The sequence below is a fragment of the Flavisolibacter ginsengisoli DSM 18119 genome, from assembly GCF_900129295.1.
Classification (GTDB): Bacteria; Bacteroidota; Bacteroidia; order Chitinophagales; family Chitinophagaceae; genus Flavisolibacter; species Flavisolibacter ginsengisoli.
The window spans coordinates 1-17507 of record NZ_FQUU01000024.1 but is presented as its reverse complement, the minus strand read 5'-3'; the positions used below and the strand labels follow the sequence as shown (position 1 = coordinate 17507).

The window sequence follows — 17507 nt, the reverse complement described above, 5'->3', positions numbered from 1 at the left end:
GTATTACAATTGCAAGTACTCTGCGATGCAGTTCAAAGATCCTTCGTGCCTCAGGATGACAGAGAAACATTGTTTATGCTTAGCAGTCAGACTTTACTTCAAAGTAAACATGATGAATTTCGATCCTTCATTATTTCTAAGGTTTACCAAATGCCATTGTGAAGGTCAATCTCTTCGAAAATAATACAGACTGCTATCGTTCACCCACAAGCTTGTCATCCTGAGGTACGAAGGATCTGTGGTAAAAGCATAGGCGCCCATCAATTCTATTTAATCTGTTAAACCTTACTCAATCAAGGCGGTCACTTGAATCCAAAATATACTTATGAGTTTATGTGCATTATGTGTAAGGTGTATCTGCACTACAATATCCTGGCACTCTATTGATGCAGTTCAAAGATCCTTCGTGCCTCAGGATGACAGAAAATCAGTGTTTATTCTTTGCAGCCAGTCTTAACTGCAAAGACGCTATTAATATCAGATGGGCATTCAACATTTACACCCGCCGGAATATTCTTTGCAACAATGTATTTAATTCAGGATGATTGGCCTGGAAGGCTTCGGGTTGTTCGAAGAAGTATTCGGAGATGACAGCAAAACATTCAACTGGGCTGGTGGCAGCATAGGCATCAATATCAGATACACCATTCCTTACATCCAGCATGGTTTGGTCAATGAGCTGCTTCCATTGAGCCAGGTATTTTCTTTCCAGCAATAGCTCGGGCACACCATCCAATGTGCCATCCATTTTATCTACCAGGTGAATGAATTCATGCAATGCTGTATTACGATTGCTTTGGCTGTTGATGAACCCCTGGCGCAATTCCCACTTGGATAAGATCATCACATTCTGCAGGTGACCTGTACCAACCATACCTGATATCATACGTTCATGACCCTCCTGTTCAAACTCGGTATTGAAGTTGCCCGGGTACACCAATACTTCCCTCAGGTTCACATATTCCCAGTCATTGATGTAATAGACAGGTATTACTGCCGCGGCGCCAATCAACACCCTGTCCAGGTCTTCAATAACAGCATTGGCACCCGTGATTTTTGTGGCCAGCAAAAACTTTTCAAACTTATCCTCAAATTGCTTCTTTCCTTCTTCATCCAGGTTGGCATAGAAGGAAACATAATCGTTCAATGTATCCCGGTAATCTTCCGGCCAGGCGATCATGTCTTTTCGCCTGGGACGAAACACGAACAGGATGATCAGGATGATGATAAGCAGGGCAAAGAAGATCTGGAGAAAGGTGATCATGAAGGATGTAAGATGTAATATTTAAGATTTAAGATTCAGGAGAGAACTATGTGCAAGTTATCTTAAATATAAGAGAAGCGATATGAGCTATTTAACATGTAATATTTAACATGTAATATTTTGGGGTTGAACTATCTGCAGGCTATCTCAAATATTGTTGTAGGGTATAGGGGATTTTATATCAGGGAATTTGTGTTGGCTGGGTAGATAGGGGTATAAATTTTGGTGGCATTTTTTTGTGTTCATTCAGCTTTCTGCATCACAATAAAAACATTTAAATGGAAGCAAATCAACAAGGTTTACAAGACCCACGCTATAAATATCCAAAGCCACCGTTTAAGGGCCAGTCTCAACCATGGCCTGGGCTGGCAGGCAAAATGGATCCAAAACCCGATCATGGTGAAACGAGCTATAAGGGCTCAGGAAGATTGCTGGGAAGAAAGGCTTTAATTACAGGTGGCGATTCAGGTATGGGAAGGGCTGCAGCTATTGCTTATGCCAGGGAAGGAGCAGATGTGGCCATCAATTATCTTCCTGCTGAAGAAGCCGATGCCAGGGAAGTAATAGCAATGATTAATGCAGAGGGACGTAAGGCAATTGCTATTCCGGGTGATATAACAGATGAATCATTTTGCCAGCGCCTGGTAGATGAAGCGGTAAAAGGTTTGGGTGGACTGGACATACTGGTATGCAATGCAGCCTTGCAACAAACACAACCTTCCATCCTTGATATTACTACAGAGCAGTTTGACCGTACGATGAAGACCAATATTTATGCACCCTTCTGGATCATTAAGGCTGCGCTGCCGCACCTGCCACCCGGTTCAGCGATCATTGGAACTACCTCAGAGCAGGCAGAAGATCCTTCTGAAGATCTGTATGACTATGCACAAACAAAAGCGGCTACTACCAATTATGTGCGTTCGCTGGCTAAACAACTTGCCGGCAAAGGTATCAGGGTAAATGGCGTAGCTCCTGGTCCTATCTGGACGCCCCTGCAGGTGAGTGGTGGGGCTACACAGGAAAAGCTGAAAGAGTTTGGCGGGAAAACCCCTTTGGGAAGACCGGGGCAACCAGCAGAACTGGCTTCCATCTATGTACAATTGGCGGCTAATGATGCGGGATATGCCACCGGGCAGGTATATGGCGCAGCGGGAGGAAGCGGGAAACCTTAGGGAGATGTAAGATTTAATATGTAAGATTTAATATTGGGTTTGCTAAGGGTAAGATGTTCTTCGATAGCAAGCAGCTTTTATGGCAATTGAGGATTTAAATATCTGAGTGGACAATGTGAGTTGTATTTTGATAACAAGCATGCGGAATACGTAGCATTCAGTTTACTGTTGTTTATATTTCAACAAGGAAAATTATTGGTCAATGGGTGTGGGTTGGATGACAACGGCTTTGAGACCCTGGCAGATGGAACGGATGCGTTGATAGGAGGCCTTTGAATTTTGATCTTTGTCCAGCTTCAGTTCCACATAACCCGGATCCGTTACCAGGTGAAAGGAACTGTGATCGGATAATGTGATCCGTCGGTCGCCTGATCCATCGATCAATATGGATGGATCGCTTTGTCCTATTTTATCATTGAGATAACGTTCCACATCATGCGTAAGGTCTTCATTAAAGTTCGTCTCCAGGTAATAGGAGTGGTGAGACTCTTTGACTGTGAATGATGTTTCATGCCTGTGATGGCTGCATGCGCTGATGGCCATAGATAAGAACAGGCATAATTGTATGGATACACGTTTCATGTTAATGGCATTATTACTTTCAAACAGGCCAGGCCGGTTCAATGTGATTCAATAATAGTGATGGGATAGGGTAGTAGTTAAAGTAGCATAAATATAAGCATAGGAACCTGCTTTGCAGCTACTGTATTATAAGCGGTCAATCATATCTACAGGTGGAATCAAAAGTTGGCCATTACGGAAGAAAATAAAATGCAGCTGGTTTGACAGCTGCATTTGTGTTGAATCATTTATTACCGTTGCGATTCTTCGAATGTTGGTCCATAGATGCCTGGAGGTTTATTGCCGGTGCTACGCAGGTAGATGACCATTTCGCCACGGTGGTGGTAGAGATGGTTGAAGAGGAAGCCACGCACCACCTGTGCCCTTGGCATTTCCGGGAAAACGGGTTCATCGCTTCCCATGGTCATTTTCCAATTCTTAGACATGCTTTCATCTGTAGCTGATTCCAGTGCTTTCCTGGCAGCCTTCACATTTTCTTCAAATTTGGCCACAATATTGGAGGCTTTACTGATATCTCCCTTGTCATACTTGTAGGTAGACATATCAAACACATCCTGGTGCAGCGTTGGCTGGTACCAGTTATATACTTCGGCAATGTGTGAGGCCAGTTGTCCTGTAGTCCATGATTTGTCTGAAGGTTTAAAATTCAGGGCGCTATCTGGTATGGCTTGTAACAGCTTGCGGGTGTTTTCGGCTTCGAATTCAAACTCACCGAGGAGAGATTTAACGAGCATAGAAGCTATTTAAGATTTAGTATGTAATATTTCTTATTGAGAGAATTAAAGATTGAAGAGTTTCCGATAGTTAATATAGAAGATGTAATATTTAATATCTACTGGTTATAAACCAGTCAGCTGAATGAGTCAGAGAAGATAGGTATTGTTATAAACTCCCTGAATATTCAATATTAAATATTATTTCATCTTAAATCCTCAATACGTTTTAGCTACGTGGTAATAATAGCGGTTGGGTTGGCCCATAACACCTGCGGCAGCCATTCTTTTTTTCATGGTATCTGATTTCAGGAAGCTCATGCCTTTAGCGCTGTCAGTAAAGGAAAGCACAACGGAAATCTTATGGTTGTCATTGATATCATAGCCAATGGCCCTGTCCATTAATCCATTATCGGTGCGCAATTGTTTGCCGCTTTCAAAAGCTGTTTTCCAGGCATCCCAGTCTTTAACTGTTTCATATGTCATCACGCGCAGGTTGGATGCCTGGCCGTTATCAAGAAAGGTTGTGTTGAAGATCATAATATTTGGCGCGCCGATGACGCCACCCTTTTGCATAGCTTTTTTCAGGCTAGGGTCTTTGGCAAATGCCTTGGCTTTTGCAGTATCATCCACTTTCACAGCTACCATCACCATATTGGAATCAGGAATGCCCCGCCCGATAACAAAATTGTGCAGCCCTGAGGCTACCCGCATGGAGTCATGCTCATCATAGGAAGCCATCCATTTGTTGAAATTGGCCACCTTGTGTTTGACCACCATAACAGTGGCTGTGGTAGTTGCCGGTGTGGCAGGGGTGGTGGTTGTGGTAGTGTGCATGGTAGTGTCCGTGGTCATGCTGGTTGAGTCGGTGGTGGTTTTTTCTTCCTTGCCACCGCAGGCTGTTAAGAACATAGCAAGCAAGCCGGCCAGAGACAGGAGAAGCGTTCTGTGTTTCATTTTGTAGTGTTATTTAGTGATGAAGAAAGTGGAGGGGGCAGATTGCGTGTTGCACGGGGTAAAGAGGATGTAAAAGTTAAAACATTTTTTGTAGAATTTGGAAAATGGAATAAGGAATATTGAAGAGGAGGCCACGAAGGCGCAAAGGCGCGAAGGGGCACTAAGTGGAAAATGTTGATAGGTTAACAAGTTGAAAGGTTGACAAGGAGAGAGAACTAAGATTGGCAGGATGGGAGAGGATTATTGAAGAGAAGAAGGGCCACGAAGGCGGAAAGGCGCGAAGGGGCACAAAGAAGAATATCGAACAATAGAACAAGGAATATCGAATGATGAAGGGGTTTAGGCCGGGGAGGCATTATTATAGCTGTCTGTTTTTAGGGTATTTGAAATTTTCAATGTTCAACGATCAATGTTCAATTTTCAAGGAAGAGAATAGGAGAACTTCCGCTCATGTTGGCGTCCCCGCCAACGTGATAAACCTGGATAGGATAAGAACTTATTCTCAGGATTGCAAGGATATTGCTCGTTGGCGGGGACGCCAACAAGGGCTTAGAAGAATATCGAACAATAGAACAAGGAATATCGAATGATGAAGGGGTTTAGGCCGGGGAGGCATTATTATAGCGGTCTGTTTTTAGGCCATTTGAAATTTTCAATGCTCAACGCTCAATGTTCAATTTTCAAGGGAGAGAATGGGAGAACAAAGATTGGCAGGATGGAGAGGATTATTGAGGAGATCCACTGACTCCCGACTACTGACTCCGGACTCATGACTCAGCTCCCTCCTTGTCAACTTTTCAAGCCTCCATCTAAACAATCCTATAGTTATTATGATCAAATGGCCGCTGACCGGTGAGCTTCTCTACGAGGTTCTTGAATTTTTCCTTTACAGGGAGGCGGTTGTAGGATAAGTCGTAATCGAATTTCCAGTTCATGGCGGCAATGCGTTGTTGCATTACCCTGGGGTGTGTACCCCTGAACTTTTCCAGCGCGTCTATATGTGACTGGTAATCATAGGCTTCATAGACTTTTTGTGGTTGCCAGTTGTCGCCGCTCCAGTGCTTGCTGAAGTTATATTGCTTCTCGTGCATGGTTTCGGGGGGACGCACCCAGCCATAATGGTGTATCCAGGCATTTAAGGGCTTCACCTTCAGCTTTTCATTATCACCCTTGCGGAAACCCTGTGCATCACGGTAAGAAAAGATATTGGGATCATTGCGGATGATGCGTATCTCGCGTTTGTACCATTTGGAAGACACCCCGATGTAATCAAATGATCCATAGAAATGGCGGTACTTAAAGAGTAGGCCATCCACTTCCTTCTTGTCTTTCCAGGTGTGCATGGCTTTGCGGATCTCGTCATAACCATCTTCGTGCAACACTTCATCGCCCTGTATGTAAAAGCACCAGTCAGTATCCTGCGCAATAGCACGGAAGGCTTTTTCTGTTTCCACAGCCAGCACCCGCCCACCTTCACGCAGGCTATCATCCCAAACGGTGTCAATGATCCTGATCTTTTGCGGATCAATACCGGCCACCAGCTCACGGGTACCATCATCTGAATCACCCACTGCCACTACCACTTCGTCACAAAGCGGCAGGATGGATTGCAGCGCCTCCACGATGGGGTACTGGTACTTTATGGCATTCTTGATAAATGAAAAGCCGGTAACTTTCATTTGCTGAAAATAACAAAGGAGAAAAGGAGCAGGTATGATCCTTTCCTCTTCTCCCTTGAGAATTAGCTATTATTGTTGTTCGCTGTTTTCTTCGTTAGCTTCCACTACCCATTTTTCCGGGCGCATCTGCGGGAAAAGCAATACGTCCTGGATAGAGGGCTGGTTGGTCAGCAGCATACAGAGCCTGTCAATTCCAAATCCAATACCTGAGGTAGGAGGCATACCATATTCAAGGGCACGCAAAAAGTCGTAATCAATATACATGGCTTCTTCATCACCTCTTTCCATGAGCTTCACCTGTTCTTCAAAGCGTTCGCGCTGGTCAATAGGGTCATTCAGCTCGCTGTAGGCATTGGCTATTTCCTTGCCGTTGATGATCAGCTCAAAACGCTCCACTAATCCATGCTTGGTGCGGTGCTTCTTGGTCAGGGGACTCATCTCTACAGGATAGTCGATGATGAAGGTTGGCTGCACATAGTGCTGCTCACATTTGCCTCCAAAGATCTCGTCGATCAGCTTTCCCTTTCCGCTGCTTGGCTCTACATCTATAAGCAACTGCTTGCAGACATCGCGCAGACCTGCTTCGTCCATTTCGCTCACATCAATGCCTGTATGTTCCTGGATGGCATCATAGATGCTTATTCGTTTGAATGGCGCTTTAAAAGAAATGGTCTTATCACCCACCGGCACTTCAGCTTGTCCACAAACATCTATAGCCGCTTTTTCCAGCAATCGCTCGGTCACGTTCATCATCCACAGGTAGTCTTTATAAGCCGTATAAAACTCCAGGATAGTGAACTCGGGATTGTGTGTGCGGTCCATGCCTTCATTGCGGAAGTTGCGGCTGAATTCATACACCCAGTCAAAGCCGCCGACGATCAGGCGCTTGAGGTATAATTCATTGGCCACGCGCAGGTAGAAAGGCGCATCGAGCGCATTGTGATGGGTAATAAATGGCCTGGCAGCGGCACCACCGGGGATGCTTTGCAATACCGGTGTATCTACTTCCAGGGCTCCATGCTCATTTAAAAACTCACGGATGGAGTTGATCAGTTTTGTTCTTTTTAAAAAGGTTTCCTTGATAGAAGGATTGATCACCAGGTCGGCATAGCGCTGGCGGTATTTGAATTCGGGGTCTGTAACCGCATCAAAAGTTTGTCCTTCGGCTTCCTTTACAATGGGAAGAGGACGCAGTGATTTTCCAAGGAAGGTCAGTTCTTTCACATGTACCGAGATTTCTCCTGTCTTGGTACGGAACACAAAACCCTTTACGCCAATGAAATCACCAATATCTACCAGTTTTTTCCAGACAATATCATAAAGGGTAGTATCACCATCTTTGGCCAGGTCGTCCTTTCGCAGGTAGACCTGGATTCTTCCCTGCGAGTCCTGTAATACGGCAAAGGAGGCCTTGCCCATATCACGGACACTCATGATGCGGCCTGCGAGGCATACATCAGACAGGGCATCTTTGTTTTCATCCGTGAAGGAAGATTTGATGGCGGCTGAATAATTATTTACGGGATATAGGGCAGCAGGGTAGGGATCAATGCCCAGTTTCTGCAGTTCTGCCAGTTTTTCTCTACGAACAATTTCCTGTTCTGATAAATGTTGAGTTTGCATGTACACCACGGTTTCTAAAGTGGTGCAAATGTACAGATACGAAGACAATAACACTGCTATCGGCCCAGCGGAATGAGCAGGCCAACACTTGTTTGCCGCAGGCTTGTGGAAGAGGGAACATCGATTTGCTGTGTTTTGACCACCATCATGGCCCTTAATTTATATTTCGACGCACTAATAAGCACCGGAATGCTGGCCAGGAAAGACACTGCGCCAAAACCAAACAATGCGTAGGTTGTTGAAATATTTTGTTTGCCGTCAAGGTTTATAGTGCTTATTCCACCAAATATTCCAAGTGTTAACCCCCCGGCCATCAAAAGAAAGGCACCCACTTTTTGATTACGGCTCTTTTGCAGGTAATGCTGCGACAAATCTTTACCTGTAAGCTTTTGTGGAATGCCTTTTAATTTTTGTGCACTTAAACTACAGGCGGTGCATATCAGTACCGATATAATGAATATCTTTTTCATGATCCTTTAGATTTGTTTGTTTCAGTGTGGTTATCGGCAATACAATGAAAAGCAAGCGTTTTCAAAAACGTATTTGCAAAGGAGATTTCACTGCTTCTTACCTGTAGGCAGGATCACCTGTACACCTACACCCATATTCCAGAAACCACCGGGTTCACCTGGCTTGAACAGGTAGCCAACTTCAGGACGGATGGCCCATTTATCCAGGTTGCTGCTAAAGCCTGCGCCTCCTGAAAACCCCATTAAAAATTCATTACCTCCTTCTGAGCTGATGATATAATCTCCTTTAATAGAAAAGGAAAGGTCTGCCTGGTTGCTCTTATTGGTAAATGTGCCTATGAGCTGTGGGGCGATGGAATAATTATGGTCTTTAAATGTTTCACCAGCTTCTGATTCTTCCTTGAAATTGTACCGGCTGATGGGGACAAGAACAGCAAATTTTTTATCCTTAATACTAAACTTGGGAATGACACTGATATAATTGGCTTTGAATTTACTGTCCTCCATGCCAACAGGTACCAGTTTTTCGTAGCACAGTTTGATGTCCATTTTGTCATTGATGCCATAGCCCACTTTACCTCCATAATTGTTGTTGGTAGCAGTGGATTCACCGTCGCCACTGAAACTATAATGGGTATAACTCCCGGAAAGTTCCAGGCCCCCTTTGCCCAGCGTTGCTGCTCTTTCATAACTGGTGTTTACAGGTGCCACCGTAGCACAGGAAATTAAAAATAGAGCGGGAAAAGCCGCAACTGCCAATAGTAAATTCTTTTTCATAACAAATAGTTTTAGGCAATGAAGCTACCCTCCCGGTAAGGCCATTTCTAATTGAATTATGCGCAGGGAAATCAAGTTGTGGCATTTTTTGCAACTGGCCGGAATATATCGCTCCGGGATTTTACCCCGGTTGCTTCTTTTGCTTTGGAACCAGTGCGATAACGTTTGCCAGTTGGCTGAATTATCTTAACTTAAAAGAAGATTCGGCCCTGCAATTATTACCAAAACCAACTTTATGGGTAACAGTTCGATCCAGGAACTTTTATTTCAAAGGATCAGGGAAAAGCTTTCACCAGGGATTTCCCTGGCAGAGCATATTTCAGAGCTGTTGTGCCTGAGTCCCGACAGTGCTTACAGGCGTATCAGGGGAGAGACCCCCCTGGTGCTGGAAGAAGTGAAGCTATTATGTGATACCCATTCTATCTCCTTAGACCAGTTATTACAATCGAAAGATGATTCGGTGCTTTTCTCCGTAGTGCGGGTGGAAGATGGCAATGGAAGCTTCAAAATCTTTTTACAGGAAATGCTGCACCGGCTAAAGATGGTTGCCAGTGCGGGACAGAAAGAACTGATCTACCTGAGTAAGGAGATCGTTGTCTTTCATTTTTTTATGCACCCGGCTCTTTTTGCCTTCCAGTATTTTTTCTGGATGAAATCTGCCCTGCGATCGGACAATATGCCCCTGCAATTTTCATTTGACCTGCTACAACCGGATATAGAAGCCATAGGAAAAGAGATCCTGTCTGTATATAATGCTGTTCCCTCTATAGAGATATGGAATACAGAATGTATCAATAATACTATTTCGCAAATTGAGTATTACCGGGAGGCCGGTTTATTCCGTTCCGGGCAGGATGCAGAAATTATTTATGCAGCCCTGCGGGATATGCTTTCTCATTTACAATTGCAGTGTGAAAAAGGGAGTAAGTTCCTGCCAGGTGAAAATCCACAGCTAAAGAAAAACAACTTCCAGTTCTTTCACAACCGTGAAGGGCTGGCAGACAATACCATTATGGCACTCACCAATGGGCGCAAAACGCTGTACCTGAACTATGAAGGATTGAATTATATGTACACACAGAACGAGCAGCTTTGTGAATCGGTCTATGCCCGTATGCAGAAATTACTAAGAACATCCACCATTCTAAGTGGTGTGAGTGAAAAGCAGCGACATCTTTTTTTTAATTCCCTGCGAAACAAAATACCTAACCGTCAAAAACTCCAGTTGAAATGAGCATCCTTAACATACAGGAAAGAATGTTCAGTGAGATCAAAAGCCGGTTGCCGGCGCAGGTTTCTTTGGTAGAAGAAATCGCTGCTGCCCTGGGTGTGAGCACCGATAGTGCCTACAGGAGGATACGTGGTGAAAAAGTATTGAGCCTGGAAGAAGGATATTCCTTATGCCACCGGTATGGGTTTTCTATGGATAACCTGGTAAACCCGGTTTCCAACTCTTATATTTTTACAGGCAATTTTGTAAAGACAGAGTCATTCAGTTATAAAGAGTTCCTGAATAACATTTACCAACAGGTGAAATACATGACGGGTTTTGAGAACCGTGAGCTGATCTACCTGGCCAAGGACATTCCCTTATTTCATCATTTTCATACCAGGGAGCTGGCAGCTTTCAAGCATTATTTCTGGATGCGCAACATCCTCCACCATCCCGATTTTGCCTCAAAGAAATTCAGGGTGGATGATTTTCCCGGAGACTTTTACGAGACAGGAAAGAAAGCCCTTGACTGCTACAACAACCTGCATACAATAGAGATCTGGAATATAGAAAGCATCAACAGTACCATCAGGCAGGTGGAATACTACCATGATACAAACGTATTCACCAGTGAAGAAGAGATCTACCATGTGTATGAAGCCGTGGGTAAACTGATAGACCACCTGGAGCGGCAGGCAACTAACGGGTATAAGTTTGCATTGGATGGTGACCCGGTCCAACCCCTTGGCAGATACGAGATGTATTTCAATGAGATTGTTATCCTGGAAAACTCTTTGCTGGCCATTTTAAATGGCAGCAAGATTGCCTTCCTGGTGCATAATGTGATCAATATACTATCTACAAGAGATGTGGCCTTTTGTGATAATATGTATAGCTATATACAAAACCTGATGAAGAAATCTACCCTGATTAGCACCGTTAGTGAGCGGGAACGTACACGGTTCTTTAAATACCTTCGGCAGAAGATCGCTAACCGGAAGCAAAGCCTGAAGGTGTAAGCTATTTATGCGCTTTACCAATTTCTGGCAGTAAATTTGAATCCATCCAATAAATCAAATTATGTTGAAACGCTACCTTATTGCCTTTAGCCTCACACTGGGGCTATTATCCTGTGAAACACTTTCCAATCTACCCATGTCTACTACCATCACCCAGGCCGAAGCGGCCCAGGGTATTCGTGAAGCACTGGACCAGGGCGTTGGCCGTGGTATCAGCCTGCTGAACAAAGAGGATGGCTTTTTTGGAAACCAGGCTTATAAACTCTTACTGCCACAGGAGGCAGTGAAAATAGAAAATACTTTACGCCAGATCGGTATGGGTTCGCTGGTTGATAAGGCCATCCTGCAGATCAACCGCTCTGCCGAAGATGCCGTAGGATATGCCAGGCCAATTTTTTTAGATGCAATCAAGCAAATGACCATTGCTGACGCCATCAACATTATCAAAGGACCTAAGGATGCTGCTACCCAATACTTCAGGGAAAAGACCACCAGTAAACTCATAGCGGCATTTACACCAATAATCAAAGGGTCGCTGGATAAATTCAGTGCCACTAAATATTATGGTGATATGATCAGTACCTATAATAATTTCCCTACTACCATGAATAAGCTGAATCCTGATCTTCCTTCCTATGTGGTGGATAAGGCCGTGAGTGCCTTGTTTGACCAGGTAGCGCAGGAAGAAGCCAATATAAGGGCAAACCCAGTGGCAAGGACAACAGATATACTGAAAAAAGTATTTGGCTGGGCAGCGAGAAGTTAAAAGAAATGAATCTAATAAAAAAAGGGGGGCGTTTGTCTCCCTTTTTTTATGCGGTTATTTATTGCCGTTATATGATCTATTGATTTTTTGCTTACGCAATCTTTCCAAACCTTGGGCAGGCATTTTCTTTTTGTGGTAAAGCCTTTCCTTCTCCACGTACCAGCTCAATGATATTGTAGGATTTGGTATGACAGAATGGGCAGGCATGCACATCGCCCGCTGAATCAACGTATACACTGCGGCTGCCCGAAAAGCAACCTACACGTCGCTGGTGATAGCCATGGTATAGCATCGTGGGATACTGGCTGTAGGAAGGATGATGATTGATAGTGGTGAATGCTTTTTCCAGCAGCCCAATATGTGCATCCTCCAGGTGAACTTCCTTACCTGCATAATGACCAACCTGCCTGGGCTCCAGCACCTGCACAAACTGAACACCCAGGTCCCGGGCAAATTCCATATAGGGCATGAGGTGTTTGCCATCCAGGAATTCTTTGGTAGCACATACGCTGATGGAAGTCACCATGCCTGCTTCCTGTGCGTATTTCACTGCTTTCACGGCCTGCACAAATGAGCCTTCTTTACCACGAAAGGCATTGTGCCTGTTGGGCAGGTAATGATCAATGCTTATTACCATTCCCTTACAACCAGCTTCTTTTAATTCACGGGCAGTTTGGGGTGTTACATTAAAACCCGAGGACAATACCCAGCATCCTGTTTTTTTAGATGTATAGCGAACCAGCTTTACCAGGTCTTTATACCGCACCATGGGTTCACCCCCACTGAAATGTATTTGCAATACTCCTTCTTTTTGATAGATGTCAACTACTTTATACAGGTCATCCAATGTAAATGATTCACTTAGGTTAAGGTTGTCCCATTCAAAGCAATGTTCGCAACGCATGGGGCACTTACGGGTAATGGCCAGGAAAACAAATGACAGCCGTTCTTTGGTATCCAATGGCGCGGCCTGCCTGCGTAATTCGCTTTTGATAAGATCATCGTAGGCTTTGGAAGGCCAGCCGGGAGTGTACTGGTTGAAGTAAAACTTATTACCAATATGGTATAGCTTTTTCAAATCTCCACCCCAAACGTTACTGCGCAGGGAAAGCATTCTTTTGTATATATCAAGGATCTTTTGAGGACTGCGCAAAATGATGCAGGTAAAATAAAATATACGGAGTTTGATTATCCACCAGGTGCATGTCCTGAATATACCGGTTACCTGGTGTGCCGGCCTGCTTCCTGTTTCAATAGTATCATTCTCCTGGTATAAATAATCGTTCAAGCTTATGGTTGTTTGCATGACTGTTCTTTTAGTTGTGTTTAATTGGAAGCAAAAAGCATAGGATTCGCCTGGTGCTGTAGTTTATAACGTTCCATTCCATACATCGGAAAGGCATTGGGCTTTGTAAATTGTTTCAGGAATTTGACATTGGCCTTGCCTGTAAAATTGCGAATGTGCTGGTAGTAACCTTTAGTATGAAATACATAGGAGTATTCCATACCTTCCTGCTTATTCCCTGCATTGTATTCAAGGGTGGCTACATTACCTATTTCTGGTTGCTCCAGGTATTGGCCATCTTCTTTGTTCAGCAGTGTCCTGATATCTTTGCCTGTTTCATCCGTCGCCTGGCTTAATGATAATTTCTCTACCGTAAAATCAGTATTGTTGCTGTAATCAATTGCTAAGGCATCTATCTCCCAAAACATAAATCCGCTGCTAAAACGAAGCTGTACTTCTTTTGAATTGATGCCGGTAAGATCCAATGGCACTACTACTTCACGGGTGGTTACTGGGCCAATAGTGGTTAGTTCCTGCACCTTTTTCCAGCCACCAGTTGTTTTGATAGATATCTCTAAGGGCAACTTTTGTTCACTCACCCATTTCAGTAATTCGGCCGCGGTCTTTTTATGTTGTTTCCTCATGTAGGTAGCATAATATTTCCCGAAACCTTTGGCCAGTTCTCCGTAGAGATAATCAAGGAAATAGGAATTCTTCAATGTCAGCAGCAGTTTGGCTTTATGCGCTTCTGGCGGCTTTCTAAATGTTACATGTAATTCATTCACACCATCCCTTGATGCCGTATCATCGAAATAGAAAAGCCGGAGGTCATTCGCTTCAGATATATTTTTCAAAGCGTCATTATGATGACGGAAGGTGGCCTCCACTGGTGACTGAGGTTCAGCAATGCTGAATAGTTCTCCATTTTCACCGGCCAGCACTTTTGTTCCGGGTTGGTGAGTTACCACCCATAGTTCCGCCAAATCAGTGTATTGGATCTCTTTGAGTTCGTTGCTGATCTTGATGCGGTAAGTTCCGTTGGCAGAAGGTGCCAGTTTGAGCGGCAGGTAATCATGTCTGGCCAGTTGGGGGTAGATGGCCCCGCCATATATTTCTCCCTGCAGGGAAAAGCTGTTGCCATCATCAGCACTTACAAAGGGACAGGAACTTTTGGTGGCGGCTATAATAATTGCTGCCACAGCTATGGCACCGATGGTGTATCCAATGGCGCCGATCACATAGCTATTGGTTGTACGCTTTTTATCTTTTTCAATCACTTCTATTTTTTGCACTTTGTCAAGTGATAAAGTATAACTGGAAGGGATTTGTATGGAACTGTCGTAAGGAATGTAAAAATGCACTTCGTTCAATACGCCCTCCTGCGAAGGTTTTCTGTACTTCAAATTCTGCTTAGGTCCATTCTTAATATATACCTGGTGAATAAAGGATAGTGAATCCAGGGTGACCTGTACCGTTTTGCGGTCTTCGCTCATAGCCCCCATCTTCATATAGTAAGCTTTATTGCCGTTGCGAAGAATAAAATCCCGATTGACCGTATGAAGGGAATCGATGACTGCCGGATCTTTTTTCTTTGTTGTGACCATATAGTAATTGTGACAGCCAGCGCTGATGGCCAGTAAGAACAATGGTATTAGCAGTGTTTTGAGTTTTGGTATATGTGCCATAGTATAATTATTAACCAGGTACCAAGGGCAGTTAATTTTTCCACGGGGTAGGAATAAATTCAGCAGTAAAACCGGCATATTTAAAATAAAAAATGCCTACATCTGCAATAAGGTAATGGAAGCCTTCCTTAATGAAACAACCTTATACAACAGGATGGATGTAAGAGCAGTCAGTTGGATAATGGTTGGTTTAGTTGATACTATAAGTTACTAACTATAAAGAATATTTCAAATTATTATTACCTGCAGTTATGCTTACCTGTTAATACATTTAAAACTATCCGGGCAATTTTGTTTATTGTCCAGGTTAAAAAAGTCCTGTAACCGAGCTTTAAAAAAATCAATTCCAAATATTGTTTGGACTATTTTGTTTTCTTACAGCGGTTTAGCTAAGTAAACACAACAGAATATTGGTTGCATTCATTATTGGAATAAATGACCACCCTGCTTTTTAATGCCCGGTAATGCATGGGCGTTGACATGCGGTAGTTTGTCATCGAAACTTATAATAGTAACACCTGCCAGGCATCATGAACATTTCCTTCATCTAAAAGTTTCGCTGCATAGCGGTGCGTTTCCTTTTCCATTTCTTCCGGGTTTACCGAGAAATACTGTACAATGTTTTTCAGGTGTTCATCATCGAAGGAAGGTTCAATTACAGGTAACTCATTTACATTAGCCAGTTGGCCCAGGTGGTTGCCGGTAAGTATGGTGCTCTTGCGAATGGATTCTGGCAATGCATCCATACCGATGCCCAGTTGCACATTGGGCTTGGGTACAGTAAACAGGTTTTCTTTGGACACATGGCAATACCAGTCGCCACCAAGGCGGGCTACGAGCTCAAGTTTGGTCTGATCCAGCTTTTTGTCTTCTGTAAACAGGCTGTCGTCAATATGGAGGAGTAATACCTCGCAGATCACCAGGTTACCTGCACCGCCTTCCTGCCCAAGGGACTTGACCTCAAGTACTTTGCACTCCAGGTTTACCTTGCTTTCTTTTACCATCGGCGGTTTAACCAGGGTGGCTGGTTGTTTGGTGAAACCAGCCTTTACAAATTCATCCACACCTTTGGGGTATTCGCAACTGGCCAGGGAAGTTTGCTGCACCATATCGTAGGTAACGATATTGATGACAACCTCGGGCACTTCCATTACGTTTTGTAAAGTATGCTTGGTAGTATTATCCCTAACCCGGCGTGCCGGTGAAAAAATTACAATGGGAGGGTTGGAAGAGAACATATTGAAAAAACTAAAGGGGCTCAGGTTTACTTTACCTTCCTTATCAATGGTGGAGGCGAAGCAAATGGGCCGGGGACCGATCACATGTTGAAGGTAATACTGTTTTTCTGCCGGCTTTAGTTCTTCCAGGTGAATGATCATACCGGGCAAATTTAGAAGAACTGGGAACTTAAAACCGTAATCCAAAAGAAAACTGCTAATCCTGGTGTTTCAGATGGTGAGACCGTATGCTCCCCGGAAGCCTTCTTTCTTTGGAATTTTGACTTTCCCAGACATAAAAAAACCGCTCAACGCGGTAAAAAAAGAAAGGGGCCCCGAACCAAGGCCCCTTTTACAAGCCACCATCCTCTTCCACCTAAGAGGTCATTTATGAAAAGACGCAAATGCGTCAGTCAATCGTAAGGGTTAAGGGTGAAATAATTACTTCTAAAAGAAATGGTTAAGGGTGAAACAATTACTTCTGTAAATAGTGTTACAAACTATATACCAATTCATTATCAGCGTAAAAACAAAGTCTTTTCTACAGGATTTTATTCATTATTGTTGAATTAAGACAACACCTTCCCCAAATTGTTTTCATACTTCTCTATATTTTCCCCAATGGAATTTAAGATGGACTGGGAACTGACCTTATTTAAAAGGCAGTTTATATAATTCCAGTTAATAAGCCATCCCTTTCCGGGTTTAAATAATCTAATAAATTCCAGGTAGTTTAAGACTTCAAATACTCTTTGGAAGGTAGTGTTTAGATAACTGTGTAAAGGGATAGTGAGGCACAGCAGTTGGGTGATTAGGATTACCTCAGCTGCTGTTGCCGGACGATATTAGTTAACTTTAAAACACAGTTGTTTTTATGGAAGTCAGCGAACAATTAAAGCTTTTGCTCAAAGAGCAGGTAAAGCGGCAATCCAGCGCTGGTGGCATCAGCGATTTATTGCAACAAGTCTTTAAAGAAGCTATCCAGGAGATGCTTCAGGCAGAAATGGACAATCATGTAGGCTATGAAAAGCATGCTCCTGATGCCTGTGAGTATCCCAATAGCCGCAACGGAACCAGCTCAA

Annotated in this window: 16 protein-coding genes; 5 read left to right on the top strand and 11 right to left on the bottom strand. The window is 43.7% G+C overall.

Annotation, left to right across the window (positions count from 1 at the left end):
* Positions 1-496: 496 nt before the first annotated feature.
* On the bottom strand, positions 497-1264 hold the full coding sequence (locus tag BUA53_RS19245; protein WP_072837030.1) for a M90 family metallopeptidase: 768 nt from the start codon (positions 1262-1264) through the stop codon (positions 497-499).
* A gap of 278 nt (positions 1265-1542) precedes the next feature.
* Here BUA53_RS19245 and BUA53_RS19240 point away from each other — a divergent pair, with 278 nt between their 5' ends.
* The gene (locus tag BUA53_RS19240) at positions 1543-2439 is read left to right on the top strand and encodes an SDR family oxidoreductase (protein WP_072837029.1); all 897 of its coding nucleotides are present in this window, start codon (positions 1543-1545) and stop codon (positions 2437-2439) included.
* A 192-nt stretch (positions 2440-2631) separates the two neighbouring features.
* Here the strand turns inward: BUA53_RS19240 and BUA53_RS19235 are convergent, their stop codons facing one another.
* The 7 genes from BUA53_RS19235 to BUA53_RS19205 form a co-directional block, all read right to left on the bottom strand.
* Entirely contained in the window at positions 2632-3021 is a 390-nt protein-coding gene (locus BUA53_RS19235; RefSeq protein ID WP_139256505.1) for a hypothetical protein, read from the bottom strand.
* Positions 3022-3251: 230 nt separating this feature from the next.
* Positions 3252-3755, bottom strand: a complete 504-nt coding sequence (locus BUA53_RS19230) for a DinB family protein (protein ID WP_072837027.1) — start codon at positions 3753-3755, stop codon at positions 3252-3254.
* 198 nt (positions 3756-3953) lie between these two features.
* The gene (locus BUA53_RS19225) at positions 3954-4691 is read right to left on the bottom strand and encodes a hypothetical protein (RefSeq protein ID WP_072837026.1); all 738 of its coding nucleotides are present in this window, start codon (positions 4689-4691) and stop codon (positions 3954-3956) included.
* Positions 4692-5500: 809 nt separating this feature from the next.
* Complete coding sequence (locus tag BUA53_RS19220; protein WP_072837025.1) at positions 5501-6370, bottom strand: glycosyltransferase family protein; 870 nt, start codon at positions 6368-6370, stop codon at positions 5501-5503.
* A gap of 69 nt (positions 6371-6439) precedes the next feature.
* Positions 6440-7993, bottom strand: a complete 1554-nt coding sequence (gene lysS, locus BUA53_RS19215; RefSeq protein ID WP_072837024.1) for a lysine--tRNA ligase — start codon at positions 7991-7993, stop codon at positions 6440-6442.
* Positions 7994-8049: 56 nt separating this feature from the next.
* A complete protein-coding gene (locus BUA53_RS19210) occupies positions 8050-8463 on the bottom strand; it encodes a hypothetical protein (protein ID WP_072837023.1) in 414 nt (137 codons plus the stop codon).
* A gap of 87 nt (positions 8464-8550) precedes the next feature.
* Positions 8551-9240 (bottom strand): hypothetical protein, encoded by a 690-nt coding sequence (locus tag BUA53_RS19205; RefSeq protein WP_072837022.1) that lies wholly within the window; start codon positions 9238-9240, stop codon positions 8551-8553.
* Positions 9241-9475: 235 nt separating this feature from the next.
* Between BUA53_RS19205 and BUA53_RS19200 the strand changes: the two genes are divergently transcribed.
* The 3 genes from BUA53_RS19200 to BUA53_RS19190 all read left to right on the top strand — a co-directional run bounded on the left by BUA53_RS19200 (position 9476) and on the right by BUA53_RS19190 (position 12238).
* Positions 9476-10474 (top strand): helix-turn-helix domain-containing protein, encoded by a 999-nt coding sequence (locus BUA53_RS19200; RefSeq protein WP_072837021.1) that lies wholly within the window; start codon positions 9476-9478, stop codon positions 10472-10474.
* Positions 10471-11472, top strand: a complete 1002-nt coding sequence (locus BUA53_RS19195) for a hypothetical protein (RefSeq protein WP_072837020.1) — start codon at positions 10471-10473, stop codon at positions 11470-11472. The genes BUA53_RS19200 and BUA53_RS19195 overlap by 4 nt, the downstream gene beginning before the upstream one ends.
* Before the next feature lie 61 nt (positions 11473-11533).
* Entirely contained in the window at positions 11534-12238 is a 705-nt protein-coding gene (locus tag BUA53_RS19190) for a DUF4197 domain-containing protein (RefSeq protein ID WP_072837019.1), read from the top strand.
* Between the two features lie 91 nt (positions 12239-12329).
* Here the strand turns inward: BUA53_RS19190 and BUA53_RS19185 are convergent, their stop codons facing one another.
* The 3 genes from BUA53_RS19185 to BUA53_RS19175 all read right to left on the bottom strand — a co-directional run bounded on the left by BUA53_RS19185 (position 12330) and on the right by BUA53_RS19175 (position 16587).
* Entirely contained in the window at positions 12330-13544 is a 1215-nt protein-coding gene (locus tag BUA53_RS19185; RefSeq protein WP_072837018.1) for a radical SAM protein, read from the bottom strand.
* Between the two features lie 20 nt (positions 13545-13564).
* Complete coding sequence (locus BUA53_RS19180; protein ID WP_139256504.1) at positions 13565-15208, bottom strand: hypothetical protein; 1644 nt, start codon at positions 15206-15208, stop codon at positions 13565-13567.
* A gap of 503 nt (positions 15209-15711) precedes the next feature.
* The gene (locus BUA53_RS19175; protein ID WP_072837016.1) at positions 15712-16587 is read right to left on the bottom strand and encodes a flavin reductase family protein; all 876 of its coding nucleotides are present in this window, start codon (positions 16585-16587) and stop codon (positions 15712-15714) included.
* A 712-nt stretch (positions 16588-17299) separates the two neighbouring features.
* On the opposite strand from BUA53_RS19175, the gene BUA53_RS19170 reads away from it, so the two are divergent.
* On the top strand, positions 17300-17507 hold a 208-nt coding region (locus BUA53_RS19170; RefSeq protein WP_175546076.1), incomplete at its 3' end, for a transposase.